Annotated in this window: 13 protein-coding genes; 10 read left to right on the forward strand and 3 right to left on the reverse strand. The window is 65.7% G+C overall.

The genetic code is table 11. The features are described 5' to 3' along the window. Positions 1–3: 3 nt before the first annotated feature. Together BM109_RS18255 and BM109_RS18260 are read left to right on the forward strand one after the other, a co-directional pair. The gene (locus BM109_RS18255) at positions 4–984 is read left to right on the forward strand and encodes an LLM class oxidoreductase (protein ID WP_256222642.1); all 981 of its coding nucleotides are present in this window, start codon (positions 4–6) and stop codon (positions 982–984) included. Between the two features lie 20 nt (positions 985–1,004). Continuing rightward, entirely contained in the window at positions 1,005–3,053 is a 2,049-nt protein-coding gene (locus BM109_RS18260) for a prolyl oligopeptidase family serine peptidase (protein WP_256222643.1), read from the forward strand. 42 nt (positions 3,054–3,095) lie between these two features. On the opposite strand, the gene BM109_RS18265 is transcribed toward BM109_RS18260, so the two are convergent. From BM109_RS18265 to BM109_RS18275, 3 genes are read right to left on the reverse strand one after another with little or no spacing between them, the layout of a single operon-like run. Continuing rightward, positions 3,096–3,845, reverse strand: coding sequence for an SDR family NAD(P)-dependent oxidoreductase (locus tag BM109_RS18265; RefSeq protein WP_093345227.1), 750 nt, complete (start codon positions 3,843–3,845; stop codon positions 3,096–3,098). Positions 3,846–3,905: 60 nt separating this feature from the next. Then, positions 3,906–4,445 carry an ester cyclase gene (locus BM109_RS18270; protein WP_218159382.1) on the reverse strand — a complete coding sequence of 180 codons (540 nt, stop codon included), beginning with the start codon at positions 4,443–4,445 and terminating at the stop codon, positions 3,906–3,908. Between the two features lie 15 nt (positions 4,446–4,460). Then, on the reverse strand, positions 4,461–5,519 hold the full coding sequence (locus BM109_RS18275) for an alpha/beta fold hydrolase (protein ID WP_218159383.1): 1,059 nt from the start codon (positions 5,517–5,519) through the stop codon (positions 4,461–4,463). Positions 5,520–5,828: 309 nt separating this feature from the next. Here BM109_RS18275 and BM109_RS18280 point away from each other — a divergent pair, with 309 nt between their 5' ends. From BM109_RS18280 to BM109_RS18310, 8 genes are all read left to right on the forward strand, one after another. After that, positions 5,829–6,482: a TetR/AcrR family transcriptional regulator gene (locus BM109_RS18280; RefSeq protein WP_093345232.1), complete on the forward strand. Its 654-nt coding sequence runs from the start codon at positions 5,829–5,831 to the stop codon at positions 6,480–6,482. Next, complete coding sequence (locus BM109_RS40765; RefSeq protein WP_143129194.1) at positions 6,479–6,682, forward strand: hypothetical protein; 204 nt, start codon at positions 6,479–6,481, stop codon at positions 6,680–6,682. The genes BM109_RS18280 and BM109_RS40765 overlap by 4 nt, the downstream gene beginning before the upstream one ends. Positions 6,683–7,217: 535 nt before the next feature. Continuing rightward, a complete protein-coding gene (locus BM109_RS18285) occupies positions 7,218–8,546 on the forward strand; it encodes an EAL domain-containing protein (protein WP_093345235.1) in 1,329 nt (442 codons plus the stop codon). Continuing rightward, complete coding sequence (locus BM109_RS18290) at positions 8,543–9,319, forward strand: hypothetical protein (RefSeq protein WP_143129195.1); 777 nt, start codon at positions 8,543–8,545, stop codon at positions 9,317–9,319. Before BM109_RS18285 ends, BM109_RS18290 begins: the two co-directional genes overlap by 4 nt. Before the next feature lie 80 nt (positions 9,320–9,399). Next, complete coding sequence (locus BM109_RS18295) at positions 9,400–9,972, forward strand: hypothetical protein (RefSeq protein WP_256222644.1); 573 nt, start codon at positions 9,400–9,402, stop codon at positions 9,970–9,972. Positions 9,973–9,985: 13 nt separating this feature from the next. Further along, positions 9,986–11,401, forward strand: a complete 1,416-nt coding sequence (locus BM109_RS18300) for a CsgG/HfaB family protein (RefSeq protein WP_093345244.1) — start codon at positions 9,986–9,988, stop codon at positions 11,399–11,401. 89 nt (positions 11,402–11,490) lie between these two features. Further along, positions 11,491–16,191, forward strand: coding sequence for a beta strand repeat-containing protein (locus BM109_RS18305; protein ID WP_093345247.1), 4,701 nt, complete (start codon positions 11,491–11,493; stop codon positions 16,189–16,191). 438 nt (positions 16,192–16,629) lie between these two features. Beyond that, complete coding sequence (locus tag BM109_RS18310) at positions 16,630–17,376, forward strand: Crp/Fnr family transcriptional regulator (protein ID WP_093345249.1); 747 nt, start codon at positions 16,630–16,632, stop codon at positions 17,374–17,376. Positions 17,377–17,470 lie beyond the last annotated feature (94 nt).

Below are 17,470 nucleotides of genomic sequence, written 5' to 3' on the forward strand. Positions count from 1 at the left end.
GGCATGACGAATTTCGACCAGCACCCCGGTTACTCGGCCATGTTCAAGGACGGGCAGCTGACGCTGGGCCTCTTCTTCGCGATCGAGTCCTACCAGGGCGCGATCCCGGAGATGGACGTGGCCAGCCAGGTCCGCATCGCGAAGATGGCCGAGTCGCACGGCTTCGCGGCGCTCTATTTCAGGGACGTGCCCCTGAATGTGCCTTCCTTCGGCGACGTGGGGCACATCTACGACCCCTGGGTGTTCATGGGCCATATGGGGGCACACACCTCGCGCATCGCGCTGGCCACCGGCAGCATCATCACGACGCTGCGGCATCCCCTGCATGTCGCCAAGGCCGCCGCGTCCGTGGACCGGCTTTCGAACCAGCGCCTGGTGCTGGGGCTTGCCACCGGCGACCGGCCGACGGAATTCGCAGCCTTCAACCAATCGCTCGACAACCGCGGCGAGCTGTTTCGCGAAGCACTCGCCGTCATGCGTACGGCCTGGCGGGAGGACTTCCCGCGTGTCGCCACACCCAGGGTCGACCTGTCGGGTGGCGACACGCTGCCCAAGCCGGCACTGCGCGACATTCCGGTGCTGGTCACGGGCCACTCGCGCCAATCGGTCGCGTGGATCGCGCAGCACGCGGATGGATGGCTGCACTACCCGCAGAACGTGGACCCGCAGGCCCGAACGATCCGCCAATGGCGTTCGCTGCATCAGGGCTTCAAGCCCTTTGCACAGTCGCTCTACATCGATCTGGCCGAAGATCCCGATGCACCGCCCACACCCATCTTCCTGGGCTTCAAGTCCGGCCACCGCTTTCTCGTCGAGTACCTCGGCGCCTTGAGGGACATTGGCGTGAACCACGTCGGATTCAATCTCAAATACGGATCGCGCCCGGCGGCCGAGGTGGTCCAGGAGCTTGGCGAGTTCGTGGTGCCGCATTTCCCTGCGCATGTGGCATCTCGAGATCTCCCTAAAGACAAGGTCGAAAGCTGAACAAGGTGTCCGAACCCCTCATGACCAAGATGGCCTACCCCACAACCCGTCGTGTCGACGTTGTCGATGAGCTGTTCGGGCTAAAGGTCGCCGACCCTTTTCGCTGGCTCGAAGCCGATGCGCGCGGCGACGCCGACGTGGCCGCCTGGATCCAGGCGCAGAGCGCGCTGACGGCGGGCGCCTTGGCGTCGCTGCCCGCGCGCGATGTCTTTCGCGAGCGGCTGACCGCGCTGTTCGACCACGAGCATTTCACCGCGCCCCATCCGCGCGGCGGGCGCTACTTCCACCTGCGCCAGTCCGGCCTGAAGAACCAGCCCACGCTCCTCGTGCGCGAGGGCGTGGAGGGGGAGGACCGCGTGCTCCTCGATCCCGACACATGGTCCGACGACGGCACCGTCGCGCTGGCGGAGTGGGCCGCATCCAGGGACGGCCGCCATGTCGCCTATGCGGTTCAAGAGAGTGGCACCGATTGGCGGACCATCAAGGTCGTCGATGCGGCCACCGGCGAGGTGCTCGACGACAAGGTCGAGTGGGTCCGGTTCACCGCGATCGCGTGGGCCGCCGACGGTTCCGGCTTCTTCTATGCACGCTATCCAGAGCCTGGCGATGGTGCCGAGTCGCAGGCTGCCCTTGCCAACCACGCGGTCTACTTTCATGCGATCGGCACGCGGCAATCGGAAGACCGGTTGTTGCATGCGACGCCCGAGCGGCCCGAGCTGCTGCATTTCCCCGACGTCACCAGCGGTGGCCGCCATGCGTTGATCTACTCCACGCCGGGCTCCCAGACCAATTCGCTGACCGTCGTGGATCTCGCCAGCGACGGTTGGGAGACGCACACGCTGGTCGGCGATTTCGACAACGAGTGGACGGTTGTCGGCGACGTGGGCAGCACGCTCTACGTCCTGACCAGCCATGCGGCGGAGCGCCGCAGGATCGTGACCATCGACCTCGCGGCCGAGAATCCGGTCGCGGTCGAACTGGTGCCCGAAGACGCCGCGGTGCTGAGCCATGCCTGGCTGGTCGGCGGGCGCTTGATGGCCACCTATTTCGTCGACGTCAAGAGCCAGATCCGGCGCTACACGCTCGACGGCCAGCCCGACGGCACGATCGCGTTGCCGGGCATCGGCAGCGCGGGCGGCTTCCAGGGCCATCGCGACGACAACGAAGCCTTCTTCGTCTTCACCAGCTTCAATGCGCCGACCACGATCTATCGCTACGACGTGGCCGCCAACACGCAAGGCGTGTGGGCGGCGCCGAAGGTGGGCGTCGATCTCGAACGCATCGTGGTCGAGCAGCATTTCCATGACGCGAAGGACGGCACCCGCGTGCCGATGTTCATCGTGCGGCGCGACGACGTCGTCGGCGCGGCGCCCACGCTGCTGCACGGCTACGGCAGCTTCGGCATCAGCATGGTTCCGTTCTATTCACCGGACCAACTGGCGTGGGTCGAGCAGGGCGGTGTGCTGGCCATTGCCAACATCCGTGGCGGCGGGGAGTACGGCAAGGCCTGGCACAACGGCGCGCGCATGGACCGGAAGCAGACCAGCTTCGACGACTTCATCGCCGCCGCCGAATATCTGCACGACCGCGGGATCGCATCCGAAGATGGCTTGGCGGTCCATGGGGAATCCGCCGGCGGCCTGCTCGTGGGCGCGGTCGTCAATCAACGCCCCGAGTTGTTCGCGGCTGCCTTGCCGGGCGTCGGCGTGATGGACATGCTGCGTTTCAACCAATTCACCGGCGGCCACCTGTGGACGGGCGAGTACGGCGATCCGGCAGACCCGGCGCACTTCGAGACCCTGCTGGCCTACTCGCCGTATCACAACGTGGCCGCCGGCAAACGCTATCCCGCGATCCTCGCCACGACGGCCGACACCGACGATCGCGTGGTGCCCGCACACACCTTCAAATACATCGCGGCCATCCAGGCCGTCGACACCGGGTCGCGGCCGCACCTCGTGCGCATCGAGACGCGCGCGGGCCATGGTGCCGGCAAGCCGATGACGAAGGTGATCGATGAGTTGGCCGACAAGTGGGCGTTCGCCGCGCATTGGACGGGGCTGAAGTAGAGGCGACCGTGGCGCTGGTCGCCGCTGGTCACGCGTGCCTTGTCACGCAGTCCATCCGCCGTCGGCGTTGATGGCCTGGCCGGTAATGAGACGGCCGTGCTCCGAGGCGAGGAACGCGACGAGCGCGGCGACTTCTTCCGGCTTGCCGTAACGTCCGATGGCCATCATCTTGGCATGCGCGACCGAGTGCGGATTCCGGTCCGGATCCGCCGGATTCATTTCGGTGTCGGTCGGTCCGGGATTGACCGTGTTCACGGTAATGCCACGGCTGCCGAGTTCCCGCGCCAAGGCGCGCGTGAGTCCCGCCACCGCCGCTTTCGACGCGGTATAGATCGAGAGTCCGGGAAAGTTGGCCACCTGCCCGAAGGCGGAGCCGATGGCAACGATCGTGCCGCCGTCCTGCATGTGGGGAACCGCAGCCTTCGCCGCTTCGAAGACGCTGCGCACATGGATGTCGAAAGTGGCGTCGAAGCGATGGCCATCCAGTTCATCGATGGGCGCGGCGTCGAACACGCCGGCGGCGGACACCAGAACATCGACCTTTCCGAATTCGGAGACGACCGCTTCGACAGCACGCGCGGTCGCGCCACGTTCGAGCGCGTCGGCCTGAATGGCAAAGCCCTTGCGACCGGCCTGGCGTACCTGGTCGATCACCGATTGAGCACGCTCGGCCGAACGCGCATAGGTGATGGCGACGTCGGCGCCTTGACGCGCCAGCGTGAGCGCGATGGCCGCGCCGATGCCACCACTGCCGCCGACAACGAGTGCGGTCTTGTTGGAGAGTTCGATCATGAAGATTTCCTTGGTCTTGATTGCTGTGGATGTGGGATGTGGGGCTCGCGTCGGCTTTGTCTACTTCTTGCCGGCTAGCTGCCGCTGAACCTCGAGCACGTCGATCGCGTAGTTCTGCTCGTAGAACTTTCCGTCGCGCACTTTGTGAAATGCGAACTCGCCATATTCCACCGTGACTCCGGTGGGTTCCAGCCCCAGCCATTGCTTCGCCGGGGTGCCGATGTTGTAGAGCCGGGCGGCGACGGTATCTCCGTCGATCGCCAGATCGACGACCCGCCACTTGAAGTCGGGCACGGCGTCGATGTGCCCTTTCAACGATGCGATGACGTCATCACGGGTGATCGTTTTTCCGTGCTGGGTCAGCCGCTCATGGACGAACTCCGTCATGCGATCCATGTCGTTCGCATTGAGCGCGTCTATGTATCGCTCGAAGAATGCCTTGAGTTCGCTTCTGGACATCGCCGTGCCTCCTCGGGTGTGGGTTGAGATAGGGGACTGAGCGAACGCCGCGCCCGCATGCATGAGCGCCATTGCGCCACCCAGTGCGGTGGTCTGCATCACGAAGTCGCGCCGTCCTTGTGGAGAATTCATTTCGTCCATCTCGCTCGCCACCTGTCAGCGGCGGCTCTGACGCTCTGCGGAGCGCAAGAAATTCAGCGTGAGATCGGCGACTTGATCGGGCGCTTCCTCGGCGATGTAGTGGCCGCTCTCTTGAATGTGGACCATCTGCGGATTGACGATGCGGGCCTGCATGAAATCGACCAGCAGGGGATTACCGAGGCCGCCGATTCCCAACGAAGGAACATCGATCTGCTTCGGATAGGCAGCGTTGTCCTCGAGATCCTGAGGGAAGGCCTTGTACCAGCCGTTCCCGCCGCGTATGCCGTCCGGCGTGTTGTAGGCATTGGCATAGACGGCGCGGTCGCGCTGCGTGAGCGCATCCTGCTTGTAGAGCAGGTTCTTCCAGAACCAGTCGAGGTAGATATGCGCTCTCCCTTCGATCAGCGCTTCAGGCAGCTGATCCATTTGGTGGAATGCGAACCACCAGATGAAGAAGTGATCCTTGAAGGGTCCTGACAGCGGCTTCGCGGGCACCATCTTCAGATCGGCAACGGATGCAGGAAGTGCGGAGACATCGAGATAGACGGTGGAAAGCGTCGCCTCCGGGAATTGAGCGGCGAACGCGTAGGCGACATGCGAGCCGATGTCGTGCCCGACGATGTGCGCGCGTTGATGGCCCAGGCTCTTGAGGAGCTCGCGGATATCGACGGCCATGTTCTTCTTGTCGTAGCCACCTTCGGGCTTGCTCGACGTCCCCATGCCCCGAAGATCCACCGCGATGACGCGATGGTTCTGTGCCAGCGCCGGCATGATCTTGTGAAAGGCCCACCAGGTCTGCGGCCAGCCCGGCATCAAGATGACCGGCGTGCCTTGTCCGCCTTCGACGTAATGCAACCGGGTGCCGTTCACATCGGCAAAGCCGTTCTTGAAGCCCTTCAGCTCGCGTACGAGGGCTTCGTCGGAGACATCCATCGAAGCGTAGGGGTTGCCCTTGTCGGTGGTCTGGGCCGATGCCGCCGCTGGCAGAAGAAGGCTCAAGCCAAGAAGGACGGCGCTCAGGTTGCAGCGTGCCAATGCCATCAAGCCCGAAGACCGTGTTTGCGCGAGTCCCATCGAATTCCTTTCGTTGCAGGTTGCCGAACCACAAGGCGTTCAAGCAGGGCGCGGTCTTCACTTGGGCTTCGCAAGGTGAAAGCGACCTGGAATCGCTGAATTATGTGGTGATCGATAAAGTATTGCAACCATCCGCCAGGAAGATGTGGAGATTCAACCGCCAGCCAGACCTGGCTGGCAGGGAGGTCTCCCAGCGTCGACGTGTCATCTATCTGTAACGGTGCGATAAGATGCCACGGAAGCAAGTCGTCCGGACCCGGAGAGATCCGGCAAGCGCTGCTCGAAAATTTGTTTTATATGTATCGAGCGATGAAGAAATCGATCAACACGGAAGTCGAGTCCTCGAAGATCGAACGCAGCCGAGGACGGCCGCGCGAGTTCGATCGCGCCAAAGCCCTGGAGCAAGCAACCCGTCTGTTCTGGGCCAAGGGTTACGAAGCCACCTCGATCTCCGACCTGATCAAGTCCATGGGGATCGCATCCCCGAGCCTCTACGCTGCTTTCGGTTCGAAGGAGGCGCTCTATGCCGAGGTGATTCGCCACTACGGCGAAACGCAGGAGCCGCACTTCTGGAATGGATTCCAGGCGGCCGCGAAAGCGCGCGATGCGGTCAGATGGCTGTTGATGGATACCGCCGTTTTCCTGAGCGGATCGCCGGGTGAGCATTCCAATGGATGCATGGTGGCGCTCTCATCGGTGGGCGTCGGCAATGAGAAGCTGGCCGAACAACTTCGATCGGCGCGCGGGGTCGGTCTGCAGCGACTCGAGGATCGCCTTCGACAAGCGGTCGATGAAGGCGAGATCGCGAGCACCACGGATATCCATGCGCTCGCACGCTTCGTACAGACGGTGCAAAGCGGCATGTCGATACTGGCGCGCGACGGAGCGACCCGCGAGGAGTTCGAGGGCATCATCGAGATCGCGATGCTGGGTTGGGATGCTCGAACGAATGGCCAGGGGTGATTGCGCCTGCCCAGGTTGTCGTCGAATTGCCGCCGGTCTTGCGTGAGCATCACTTGTTGATGCGGCTCATGCGGGCGATCACCAGGAGTGAACGCATTGCCATTTTCGTAGCACCCACCGGCACGCCGGATCTGGAACAACAGGCAATTCCGATCTGCGCAAAGCCGGGCCAATGCGCGCTCATCGCGAGCGACAAATAGCACGCATCTCCGCGTGTGGCCTATCCCACAAATACGGTAGAAGCCCGAGATCGTTGCGTGGGGAAAACAGCGCGCCGGATGCGGGGCCGCGTTACTGCGAAATGTTTCCCAAAAGTGAATGCATTCACATACTCATTCTGCGCACCTACCTGTTTCCTACCGTTATCTGTAGTATCCATTCGTACTACAGCTTGCAACGGAGATAACGATGACGATCGCGCGTGCTATAGGCAGCTCACCTTAGACAGTGCCGCCAGGGATCTCGACAGCTCGCCCTAGCGCACCACTCGAGCATTAACCGCCCACAGCGGTAGCCGGTCGTCAGAACGTAGACGACTCGCCCACGACCCCAGACGCCCCATTCGCTCAACGAGCCGCTTCGGCTCGTATGGATGGGTGCGCCTGCGCGAAAACTGCCGGACTCCATGCAAAGACCCGCGTGCCGCGGGAGGGATGAGTCTTGCCGTTCGAAAAACAACCGACGTTGCCTCGCCCGAGGTCGACGCTTTCGAAACAAGACTCTGGAGAGTTTTGGATGCTTGCCCTATCGCCCAGCGGGGGACATCGTTTCTTTGCTGGACTTCATGCCCGCACGACGGTTTCGCCTCGTACGCTGATCTCTTCGATCGCGAGCGCTCACAACCGCACCGATGCAACTGCCAGTCAGTTGCAGCAACGTGCGTGCGCATACGTCTTCATCGGGAATCTTCCACAGCTCTCGCAGGCATACGGCATCGATTTCGCGATGGCCGTCAGTCGCGAGGTTCGCCGCCGACTCTGTTTCTCGTTCGTTCGCACGGAGAGCACCGACTTCGCCTTTCTGCGTGATGACTGCTACTTGCTGTGGTCTAACGAAAGTTTCCCCGTTCCGGTTGACTCCTCGCTGACTTCGGCTTGCGAACGCCTCGAGTCCCTGCTCGCGCATGTGGCCAAGCGTCCGATCGTGTACCGCGGTATCGCAGCGCTGGTGCAACTGCACAGCGACTGGATCGACGTACGCCCTCCTGCGGAGATGGACAGCACGGACGTCGAGCTCGCGCTATGGACGGCCCAGCAATGCGCGGAGTTCGAGCCGATGGAGCTGGATGGCTGGCGCCATCGATACCGCACCGATATGGACGTCGCCGTGCGGGTGGCCGACGCGCTGTCCCGAGGATTCCTCAGCATGTCCTGGCGCCCGGTGGTCGGCGTGTATGGCGGCTCGACCTCCCTGTACCACTCGCTCGTTGCAAGCGCGGGGCCGGTGCCGGAGGAAAGCCGTGCCGACGCAGTGCGCGACAGCCTCTATGGGCCGTGCCTCGAGCGACTCGGCCTGGCGCGGCTGTGGGATCGCCATGCGATGCGCAAGACCCTGGCGATCCTGCGCCAGCGCCCGGCGTTGCGTCTCGGCGTTCGCCTCTCGACGCAAAGCGCGCACTGCGATCACTGGTGGACCTCCCTCTTCGCCGCGCTGCAGACCGAGCCGATGCTCGCTTCGCGCCTGGTGGTGGAGTTCAGCGCGAGCGGCGCTGTCTGCGCACTCGAGGCCATGCGCAAGTTCTGCAGCCGCCTGCAAGGCCTGGGTTGCCGTATTGCAGTTCGCAACCTCGGATGCCGTGACGGTGACCTCGCCATCGTTCACGCCTGCCGTCCCGACATCGCGAAGGTCGATCCGTCCTTCTTGCGTCGAGCCCGCAGCGGCGAGTTCGGACTGGAAGGGCTGCAGGAGATGGTGTCGCTGGCCGGCCACCTGGCGACCTATGCAGTCGTCGATGGCATCGAGCGCGAAGAAGACATGCACCTGGCGCTGCGCGCGGGAGCCCAGTGGCTGGAGGGCTCTTTTCTCGAGAGCGCGAAGCTCGGGCGAGGGGAGGCGTACGCGTGAACGGCGAGATGCACATTCTTCTCGCGCGCATGGGTCTTCTGCTGGAACAGCTGCAGGAGACCGTGGGTGACCTGCTCGTTTGCAATGAGTCGAACCGGAACCGGGTGCAGCTTCCGCCCGCCACGAAGCCCGCGCCGAGTGATGCCGACAGCGCGACCGATGCCCAGTATCTGGCGCTCGAAGAGGCCATCCGCCAGCAGCGAAGAAGCGAGGTCCGCGAAAAGCTGCGTCCCGGCCGGCCCGCGGCGCCGCCCGCCGCCGCGGCGGAGGTCTCGTTGGGCTCGAGCAGTTGGCGGCTCGCGATGAATGGTTGGCGACTCGTGGCCGATGAGAAGGGCTTCGAGGTCCGACTGCGCCCGCAGGAACGCTCGCTGCTGTTGCGCGTGGCTCATGCGCCGAGCCAGTTCCTCGCGCCGCACGAGGTCCGGGAACTCAATCGCTCGCTCGCCACCTCGGTCGTTGACGTCGCCGGTGCCTTCGTTCCCGGTCGCGATGAGGACGCGGAGGAGGGCGAAACGTCGATCGATCTGCTGCACACCAAGGTCATCGGCCGCCTGCGTCGGCGCATGCGCACGCATGGCCATCTGCTTCCGCTGCGCACGTCCGCGGCAGGCAGCGTCTACGTCGATGAAGGCGGCGATCTCCCGCGCCAGATTCGGCGTCGGCCCGGCGTTTCCAAGACCCGTCACTCGCAACGAAGCGACAAGTCGCAGATCGCTCTGCACCTGGACATCCGCGCCTCCTCGACAGAGCACACGGGCGGCGCGACATGAGCGCGTTGCCTTCTGCCGTCTCCGCCGGCGGCCTTTCGCCCAGGCCCTCCCACCGCACTCCACAAGCAAACGGACACCTCATGACCACTTCACCTCATCCCCACCCAAAGCCCTGGCGCGTGCACGACATCACCCGATCGCTCGAGAAGGGTCTTGTCGCGGCCTGCCTGATCGCTGGCGCGGGCCAGGGGATGGCGAACAACGTCGGAGAGAACTCCGCGTGGCAGTTCCAGACCTCGGCCGACAAGGCCAACCAGGCCGCCATCCAGGACATGGTCCAGCGGCGCAAGGCCGGCAGCTATGGCGCCGCGAGCACCACCAACAACACCTACATCCAGCGCCAGTTCAACTGCGACGTCAGCGCGACCGCGCAGGGCAACCAGGGCTCGAACAGCACCGTTGCCAACTCGCCGAGCACCAGCGGCGCCGCGGCCACCTCGACCGGCAACGACAACACCGGCTGGAGCGGCAGCGGCACGGTGAGCACCGGCCAGGCCAACGCCGGCACCGTCGGCTCCCAGGTGAACGGCTCCACGACCACCGGGGTGCAGGGCTGGGCAGCCCAGGCACTCAACTCCAACCAGACCAACAGCGGCAGCCAGAGCGCAAGCGTCAGCGGCAGCACCGCCTGTGCCTACGGAACGCTCAACTGACGGAAATCCAGTCATGACATCGATCACCTTCGCTCGACCACGCCCGATGCCCACCACGGCGGTACGCACGCTCGGTGCGGCCGTTGCACTCGCCGCACTCGCGGGCTGCGTCACCGCCCCTCAGGAACGTGCCGCGCCCAAAGAAGCCCCCATCGTTCTCGGACCGGCCGTGCGCGACAACGTGACGCCGATGGAGGCCGTGCTCGCCTGCTATGGCGATCACGTCGCCGCCACCTCCAGGCCGCCCATCGTGGTCTCCGTGGGAGACGTGAAGGACTACACCGGCAAGTACAGCATCAACGAGGGCAATGCCATCACGCAGGGCGGTGCGCTGATGGTGTATTCGGCCCTGGGCAAGATGGGCGGCGCGGTCCAGGTCGCGGAGCGCTTCGATCCGGTCATCGCGGAGCGCGAGCTCGGCTATGCCGATCGCCGGCAGCTCGGCGACGGCCGCTCGCACCAGCTGGCGGGCCCGGCCGGCAACCAGGTGGTGCCGTGGCTGCCGTACTTCGGCGGCTCGATCAACAAGTCCGACTACTTCATCGTCGGCGGCATCACCGAGCTCAACTACAACATCAACTCGGGCGGCGCCGAGTTCGCCGTCAACCAGGTCGGCATCAAGGCCAGGACCTTCAGCCAGTCGGTGGGCGTGGACCTGCGCATCGTCGACACCCGCACGCTGATGATCCTCAAGACCATCAGCCTGACCAAGCAGTTCAACGGCTACGAGGTCGGCTTCAACGTCTTCCGCTTCTTCCGCAACGATCTTTTCGACGTGGACGTCGGCGCCAAGGGCCAGGAGCCGGTGCAGTTGGGCATTCGCGCGGCGCTGGAAGAGGCCGTGGTCCGCCTGGTCGCCGCCGTCACCAAGGTCGACCCGAAGCCCTGCCTCGGGATGCGCGTGTTCGATGAACTGCCGCGCCAGTCGGCGGAGTCGCTTCGCAAGGTTCCCAACCCGATCGTCGATTCCAGCGGCGCGCGCGTGCTCACGGGCGAGGCCGTCAACGCGGCCAGCAACGCATCGTCCGTCAGCACAGGCGACGGCGCGAGCGTGCAGATCCCGTTCGAGTTCGGCGCCGCGGCACTGACCGGCGGCACCTTGAATCTGCTCGACCAGATCGCGGCGGCCGCCGCCAAGGCGCCCACCGAAGTGGTGCTGGTGGCCCGCGACACCGAGAACTGGGACGCGGGCAAACGCGATCTGCTGACGGACCAGCGCATCGGCGTCGTGACATCGGCGCTGATCTCGCGCGGGATCGCCCCCGGCGGCATCAGCGTGAGCTGGCGGCCCGACAAGGCCGACACGGCCATCCATCGCGACGGTCCAGGGCTGCAAGAGGTCGCCAAGTTGCGCGTCCAGGGCGCGGGCTCGGGCAAGGGCGGGCCGGTTCAACCAGCCCGAGAGGAGAACACACGACGAGGGAGCTAAACCGCACTGAAAGCTGAACGCCACCACCACATCGATCCTCCGGATCCACCGAATTTTCGGAACTTTTGATCAATACCCAAGGAACTTCCATGAAGAAGACTCGCAATCTCCAGTCGCGTGCCATCAAGGCGCCGGCACTCAGCCGCGTCGGCCTCGCCGTGCTCGCCAGCTTGGCTGCCGGCGGCGCCATGGCCGCACCGCCCGAACTGGGCGCGACCACCACCATCAACGCGACCACCTCGACCGCCACCGCCTCGGGCTTCCTCACCGTGGATTCGGTGCAGACGAAGTCGCAGCCGGTGTCGGCGACCGCCGCCGGCCAGCAGATCGGCATCACGGTGGATGGCGTGCAGACCGGCACGTCGAACACCACGACGCAGAACACGGTGAACGCCACGGCCAAGGCCAATGAGTTCTCCAACGCGATCGACCTGTCCCTGACCGGCAACACGATCGCGCTCGATGGCGCGGCATCGCTGGGCGTGCAGACCAACACCGGCGCCATCTCCAGCAACGCGACCGGCAACTCGGTGGGCGTGAACCTCAATGGCTTCTCCTCGGGCGGCGCCTCGAACACGCAGAACACGATCTCGGCCACCACCGTGATCAATGGCGGTGCCTCCTCGGTGGCGGGCACCGTTCCGGTCGACTACGTCTCCAATGCCCCCGGCATCACCACGAGCACGCATTCGGCCGCCACGAACAGCAGCCAGGCCTCGGGCAGCATCGTGGTCACCACGGCGCAGCAGGGCACCGGCCCCGCATCGTCCGCGAGCGCCAGCGGCAATGCCGTCACGCTCGATCTGACCGCGGACGGCGCGAACGCCGTGAGCTCGGCGCCCGCGCTCGACGGCAACACCGTCTCCGCCACGCTCAAGGGCAATGCGGCGACCAACACCGCCTCGATCCAGGCCGGCGGCGCACCGACCTTCGCCGGCTCGGCCGTCGTGAGCAATCTGCAGCTGAACCAGGGCGTGGGCGTGACGCACAACGCGTCGAACACCGCCACCTCGATCGATGCCACGATCGGCAGCAACGGCACGGGCACCACCAACGTGCTGAACGGTGCCCTGTCCGTTCAAGGCAACACGATCTCCAGCGCGGCCACGGGCAACGAAGCCCTGGGTGCCGCCGGCGTCGCCGGCAACCGCATCGTGCTGGCTGATGGGATCTCCGTCGCCGGTTCGGGCGGCCCGACCATCAACAGCAGCACCTACAGTGCCGGCAGCCAGAGCTCGCAGCTCGGTGCGGACCTCGCGATCCTGAACACCCAGGGCAATGTCGGCGTGGCGCTGCAAGGCTCCACCAATGCCGCCAGCGTGACCGCCACCGTGCAGTCGATCGACGGCGGCGCGGCGACCGTCTCGGGCAACGCGATCACCTCCGCGGCCACCGGCAACGCCGTTTCCAGCGCGATTGCGACCGGCCAGAACGGTGCGACCTTCTCCGCCACCGCCGCGCTCGCGAACCAGCAGAGCAACTTCGGCGGCGGCGTTTCGGCCGTCACCGCACCGTCGATCATCGGTGCTGCAACCGGCCTGGAAAACGGCACCACCAAGGACAGCACGGTGGCCGTCGAGCAGAACCGCGCCGCGGCTTCCGCCTACGGCAACAGCGCGACCCAGAGCCTCTCGCTGGCCGCCAACGCCTTGCCGCTGGGCGCCGGCGCCACCGTCCTGAGCGGTGGCCGCACGCCCGATGGCAACGTCTCGGCCAGCGGCGCCGCCACGATCACCAGCCTGCAGAGCAACTACGCCAGCCCGGTTTCGGCCACGCTGGGCGGCTCGTACGTGGGCGCGTATGTCGACTCGCGCGGCACCGGCGGTGACACCATCACCGGCAGCACGGTCAGCGCCAGCAAGAACACGCAGGAAGCCGTCGGCCTGGCCAACAGCGCTTCCAACACGCTGTCGCTCACTGGCACGAGCATCGGTTCGGGCGCAGGCATCGCGAACATCCAGGTGGTGGACGCAGCCTCGCCGGTGAGCACCGTGCTGGGCGGCTCGGCCGCCGCGGTCTATGCCGGCACGCACATCACGGACACCAGCCTGAGCCTGTCGAACAACCTGCAGCGCTCCATCGCCTACGGCAACTCGACCGGCAACACCCTGACGGTTGCCGCCAACGGCGCCACCGTGCCCACCTCGGTGGCACCGGCGTCCACGCTGTCGAGCACCCCGAGCCTGGGCGGCACGGTCACCGCCGCCTACGGCCTGCTGAACAACCAGTCGGCACTCGGCGACGTGGATGCGCAAGCCACCGGCTTCGGCGGTCCGCTGGGCGCGCTGACGGTCCTGCTGGAAGGCAACGCCACCCGCAGCCAGATCGCCAACCAGGGCAATGCCTTCGTCGCGGCCGCCTACGGCAACGACGCGAGCAACGCCGGCAGCGTGAGCCTGGGTACCGGTGTCGACGCAGCGGGCGCGGCATCGATCGCCAACGTCACTAGCGCACAGACGGCCAGCGGTGCCGTTTCGGCCACCGCCACCGGCGGCGCCGTTATTGCCACCGCCATCCAGGACAACGTCTCGGCCTCGACGGTTGCCACCTCCGGCAACCAGATCCAGGCCCTGGCGTTCGGAAGCCGCGGCACGAACAGCCTGAGCGCATCGGGCAATGGCATCGACACCGCATCGGCCACGCCGCTCACCGGCGCGAGCTCGAACGCCGGCACGCTCACGACCAACGCCGCCTTCAGCGTGCAGAACGCGCAATCGGGCGCGGGCTCGGTCACCGCGACGCAGCGTGACGGAGCGCTGGTCGGTGGCACCGCCGCTGGCGTGCTGACCGCCGTGGGTGGTAACGTGACCGGCTCGAGCATCGCCTCGAACGACAACGTCTCCACCGCCTCGGCAACCAGCAACGCCGCGACGAACAGCCTGGGCCTGTCGGGCAACGGCCTGTCGACCACCACTGCCTTGCAGAACTCGCAGACGACCAGCGCCAGCGTCAATGCGCTGATCGGCCAGGCGGGTGTGGCGGGAAGCGCAGGTACGGCGCCAGAGCCCTTCACTTTCAGTGCCACGGGAAGCGGACTGACTGTTTCCGGTTCCGGCGCCACCCTGACCTTGACGGGCGGTACGCTGACGGTGCTGGCATCCAGCCTCTCGCCGGCGCAATTGAGCTATCTCACCAGCAACGGCTGGACGCAGTCCGGCGGAAACGTCAGTGGCTCGGCGACTTTGCTCGGCACGATCTCGCTGTCGGCCTACTCGGCGATCGTGGACGGGGGCGCGGCCGTGCTGTCGGGGCTCATCCCCGGCACGCCGGCCACGCCGAGCGTCCCGAACCAGGGCGGCGTCATCCTGGCCGTCTCGGGTGCCGTGACCGGCTCGCAGTTGTCCGTCAACGGCAACAGCAACACCGGCTCGGTCACGGGCAACAGCGCGACCAACACCACGAGCGTCACCGGCAACTCCGTCGCAGCCGGCAGCGGCCGCACGGTGGCGACCGCGGGTGCCCTGGTGACCGGCTCGGGCGCGCAGGCGGACAACGCGCTGTCGAACGTGCAATCGGTGACCGGTGACTCGGCGCTGGTGAGCAACGTGTACGGCAGCTTCGCCGTGGATACCGTGGCCGGCTCGGCCATCGGCAACTCCACGGTGAGCGTGTCCAACAACAGCCAGCGCGCGAGCTCGGTGGCCAACACGGCCACCAACACCCTGGGCGTGACCGCCACCAACCTGGCAGCGACTTCCGCGCTGGCTTCGCAGCAATCGAGCACCGCCTCGGTCGCCGCGAGCTCGGACGCGGAGCTGTACGCGCCGGGCGCCGTGTCGGGCTCGTCGGTGGCGCTGGCCAACAACCGCAACGTTTCGCTGGGCGTGATCAACGATGCCACGAACGCGCTGACGGTCACCGCGGGCAACGCAACGCCGGTCGGTGCCACGACCAATGCCGTTCTGAACGCGGCGGGCGCCACCGGCGACCACGTGCTCAGCAACAGCCAGGCCGCGTCCACCTCGGTCTCCAGCACGGCGAGCACGCGCCTGTACAACCAGGATCGCGTGGCCACGGCCACCACGGGCCTGGCGGACAGCACGTTCTCGATCACCGGCAACGCGACCACGGCAGAGGCTTCGGCCAACCGCGCCGACAACAGCGTGACGCTCTCCGGCGCCGCGCTGCAAGGCAGCAACGCCGGTCTGAGCAATGCGCAGACCAGCAGCGCCGCCGTCAACGCGAGCTCGACCACCGCCGCGGGCTTCAGCCTGGCGGGTGGCGTGCCGGCAGCGACCGCCGCGCTCAACAGCGGGCTGACCATCGACGGCAACAGCACGACGGCGCTGGCTCGCGGCAACGCGGCAAGCAACGTGCTCAACGTGTCGGCTGGCAGCAGCTACGCGACGCCCGCATCGGTTGCCGGCAGCACCGTCGGCGCCTCGCAAGCGGCCGCCGCCGTGCTCAACAACCAGGGCAACACGGGCAACGTGAGCTCGTTCGCGACGGCCAGCTACCAGGTGGCCCTGAACGCGACGGCTCCCGTGCTCGTGCCTGGCGTGAGCGGCAGCACCGTGGCCGTCACCGGCAACACGACCGCCGCCGAAGCGTATGGCAACACCGCGACCAACCGCGTGAATGTGAGTGCGCCTAGCGCGAGCCGTCCGACGGCTGCGGTCGGAAACTTCCAGACCAACAGCGGCACGGTCGTGGCGACTGCCACTGGCGTGAACTACGGCATCGGCGTCACTGGCGCGGCTACGGGCAGCACGCTGCGCGCGGCCGGCAACCAGGTCAGCGCCACGGCCGTGGGCAACTCCGCCGTGTCGACGATCGCGTCGGTGCGGTGATCTAGTTTCGCCCCTCCCCCGGCGGACGGTTTGCTGCCGGGGACTTTTGCTCAAACCGCTTCGGCGGTTTGAGCCTTTTGATTCGCCGGTTCTTCTCTTGACTCCCTGCATTCTCATCAGAGCCCATCACCTCGAAGTCGCGCGCAGCCGCTGCGCAGCCTCGATTTCGACGCGCTCGAACGCGGTGGATCTGGCGCACCGAGTGAAGGCATACGGCCCCGCCAACGACGGCTCGCCACGTGATGGCGCACGCGTTGTCCTGCCGACTTATCACTTTCAGCCTTTCACACAACTGCTGCAAAGAGAGAGAACAGCTTCAGTTTTTATCAACTTCATTTCATCAATCACGGAAAAGCCGGGACCCTGACGGCCAGCGATACAGGTCCCTTTTGGGGGGATGAGCTGGAGCACGAAGGAGGAGACCGCGTCCGTTCCAGCATGTATCTGCACCCACTTATTGCCACGCTGCCCGACAGCGAGCGTGCGTTGCTTGTTCAAAGCACCGAGTTCCGAAACTATCGCCGCAACGATGTCGTACTCGCCGTCGACGAGACATCCGAACATGTTTACTGCGTCGCCACTGGACTGCTGCGTGTCGTGGTACACGGCAGCGGTGGCGACAGCGAAGGCGTCACCACCGATTTCGTCAGCAAGGACGACTTCTTCTTCAGCCCCTCGTTGAAGGAAGACAGCTACGTGGCGCAGTCCACGTTGATCGCGGCGCTTCCTTCTTCTGTCTACCTCATCCCGATCCATGTTCTGCGGCGGCTTTGCACGCTCTTTCCGCAGGTCGCCGTGGGCCTGCTGGAGTCGGCCGTCAAGCGGGTCTCCATGGTGCATGGCCAGCTGCGGCGAATTTCTTCGCTCCCGCCCGTCGAACTGGTCGGCCGGGTGCTTCATGAATTGACGCACCTGGCACCGGCCGGCCCCGGCGGCTACGACAAGCGGATCACGCAGGCCGTGATCGCTTCGTATGCCGGGCTCTCGCGCGAGGGGGTGAACAAGGCGATGCGCGAACTCGAGAACCGCGGCCTCGTCCGGCGCGACGACGAGGGCGTGCACGTACCTCCGGAGTTTGCTTCCACCGATTTCGGCGCCCTGGAACTCGAAGGCGACAACGAGGACGCATCGGACACCAAGCTGCAGAACCCTTCCGATAGGCACCGCTCGCGTCGAGGCTCCTGACGCCATGGCACCGTTCCCCTTCACACCAAAGAGCGCGCCCACGAAGCGCGGAGGGGACACGCAATCGCTACGAGAAAAACACAGGGATGGATGT

It is taken from the genome of Variovorax sp. PDC80, assembly GCF_900115375.1.
In the GTDB taxonomy this organism is placed as follows: domain Bacteria; phylum Pseudomonadota; class Gammaproteobacteria; order Burkholderiales; family Burkholderiaceae_C; genus Variovorax.

What these genes read in the sequence shown, in the direction of transcription:
- BM109_RS18255 (WP_256222642.1), top strand. Translation starts at nt 4, where the DNA reads ATGACGAATTTCGACCAGCACCCCGGTTACTCGGCCATGTTCAAGGAC.
- BM109_RS18275 (WP_218159383.1), bottom strand. Translation starts at nt 5,519, where the DNA reads ATGGGACTCGCGCAAACACGGTCTTCGGGCTTGATGGCATTGGCACGC.
- BM109_RS18300 (WP_093345244.1), top strand. Translation starts at nt 9,986, where the DNA reads ATGACATCGATCACCTTCGCTCGACCACGCCCGATGCCCACCACGGCG.
- BM109_RS18295 (WP_256222644.1), top strand. Translation starts at nt 9,400, where the DNA reads ATGACCACTTCACCTCATCCCCACCCAAAGCCCTGGCGCGTGCACGAC.
- BM109_RS18305 (WP_093345247.1), top strand. Translation starts at nt 11,491, where the DNA reads ATGAAGAAGACTCGCAATCTCCAGTCGCGTGCCATCAAGGCGCCGGCA.
- BM109_RS18260 (WP_256222643.1), top strand. Translation starts at nt 1,005, where the DNA reads ATGACCAAGATGGCCTACCCCACAACCCGTCGTGTCGACGTTGTCGAT.
- BM109_RS18310 (WP_093345249.1), top strand. Translation starts at nt 16,630, where the DNA reads ATGTATCTGCACCCACTTATTGCCACGCTGCCCGACAGCGAGCGTGCG.
- BM109_RS18270 (WP_218159382.1), bottom strand. Translation starts at nt 4,445, where the DNA reads ATGGACGAAATGAATTCTCCACAAGGACGGCGCGACTTCGTGATGCAG.
- BM109_RS18265 (WP_093345227.1), bottom strand. Translation starts at nt 3,845, where the DNA reads ATGATCGAACTCTCCAACAAGACCGCACTCGTTGTCGGCGGCAGTGGT.
- BM109_RS18285 (WP_093345235.1), top strand. Translation starts at nt 7,218, where the DNA reads ATGCTTGCCCTATCGCCCAGCGGGGGACATCGTTTCTTTGCTGGACTT.
- BM109_RS18280 (WP_093345232.1), top strand. Translation starts at nt 5,829, where the DNA reads ATGAAGAAATCGATCAACACGGAAGTCGAGTCCTCGAAGATCGAACGC.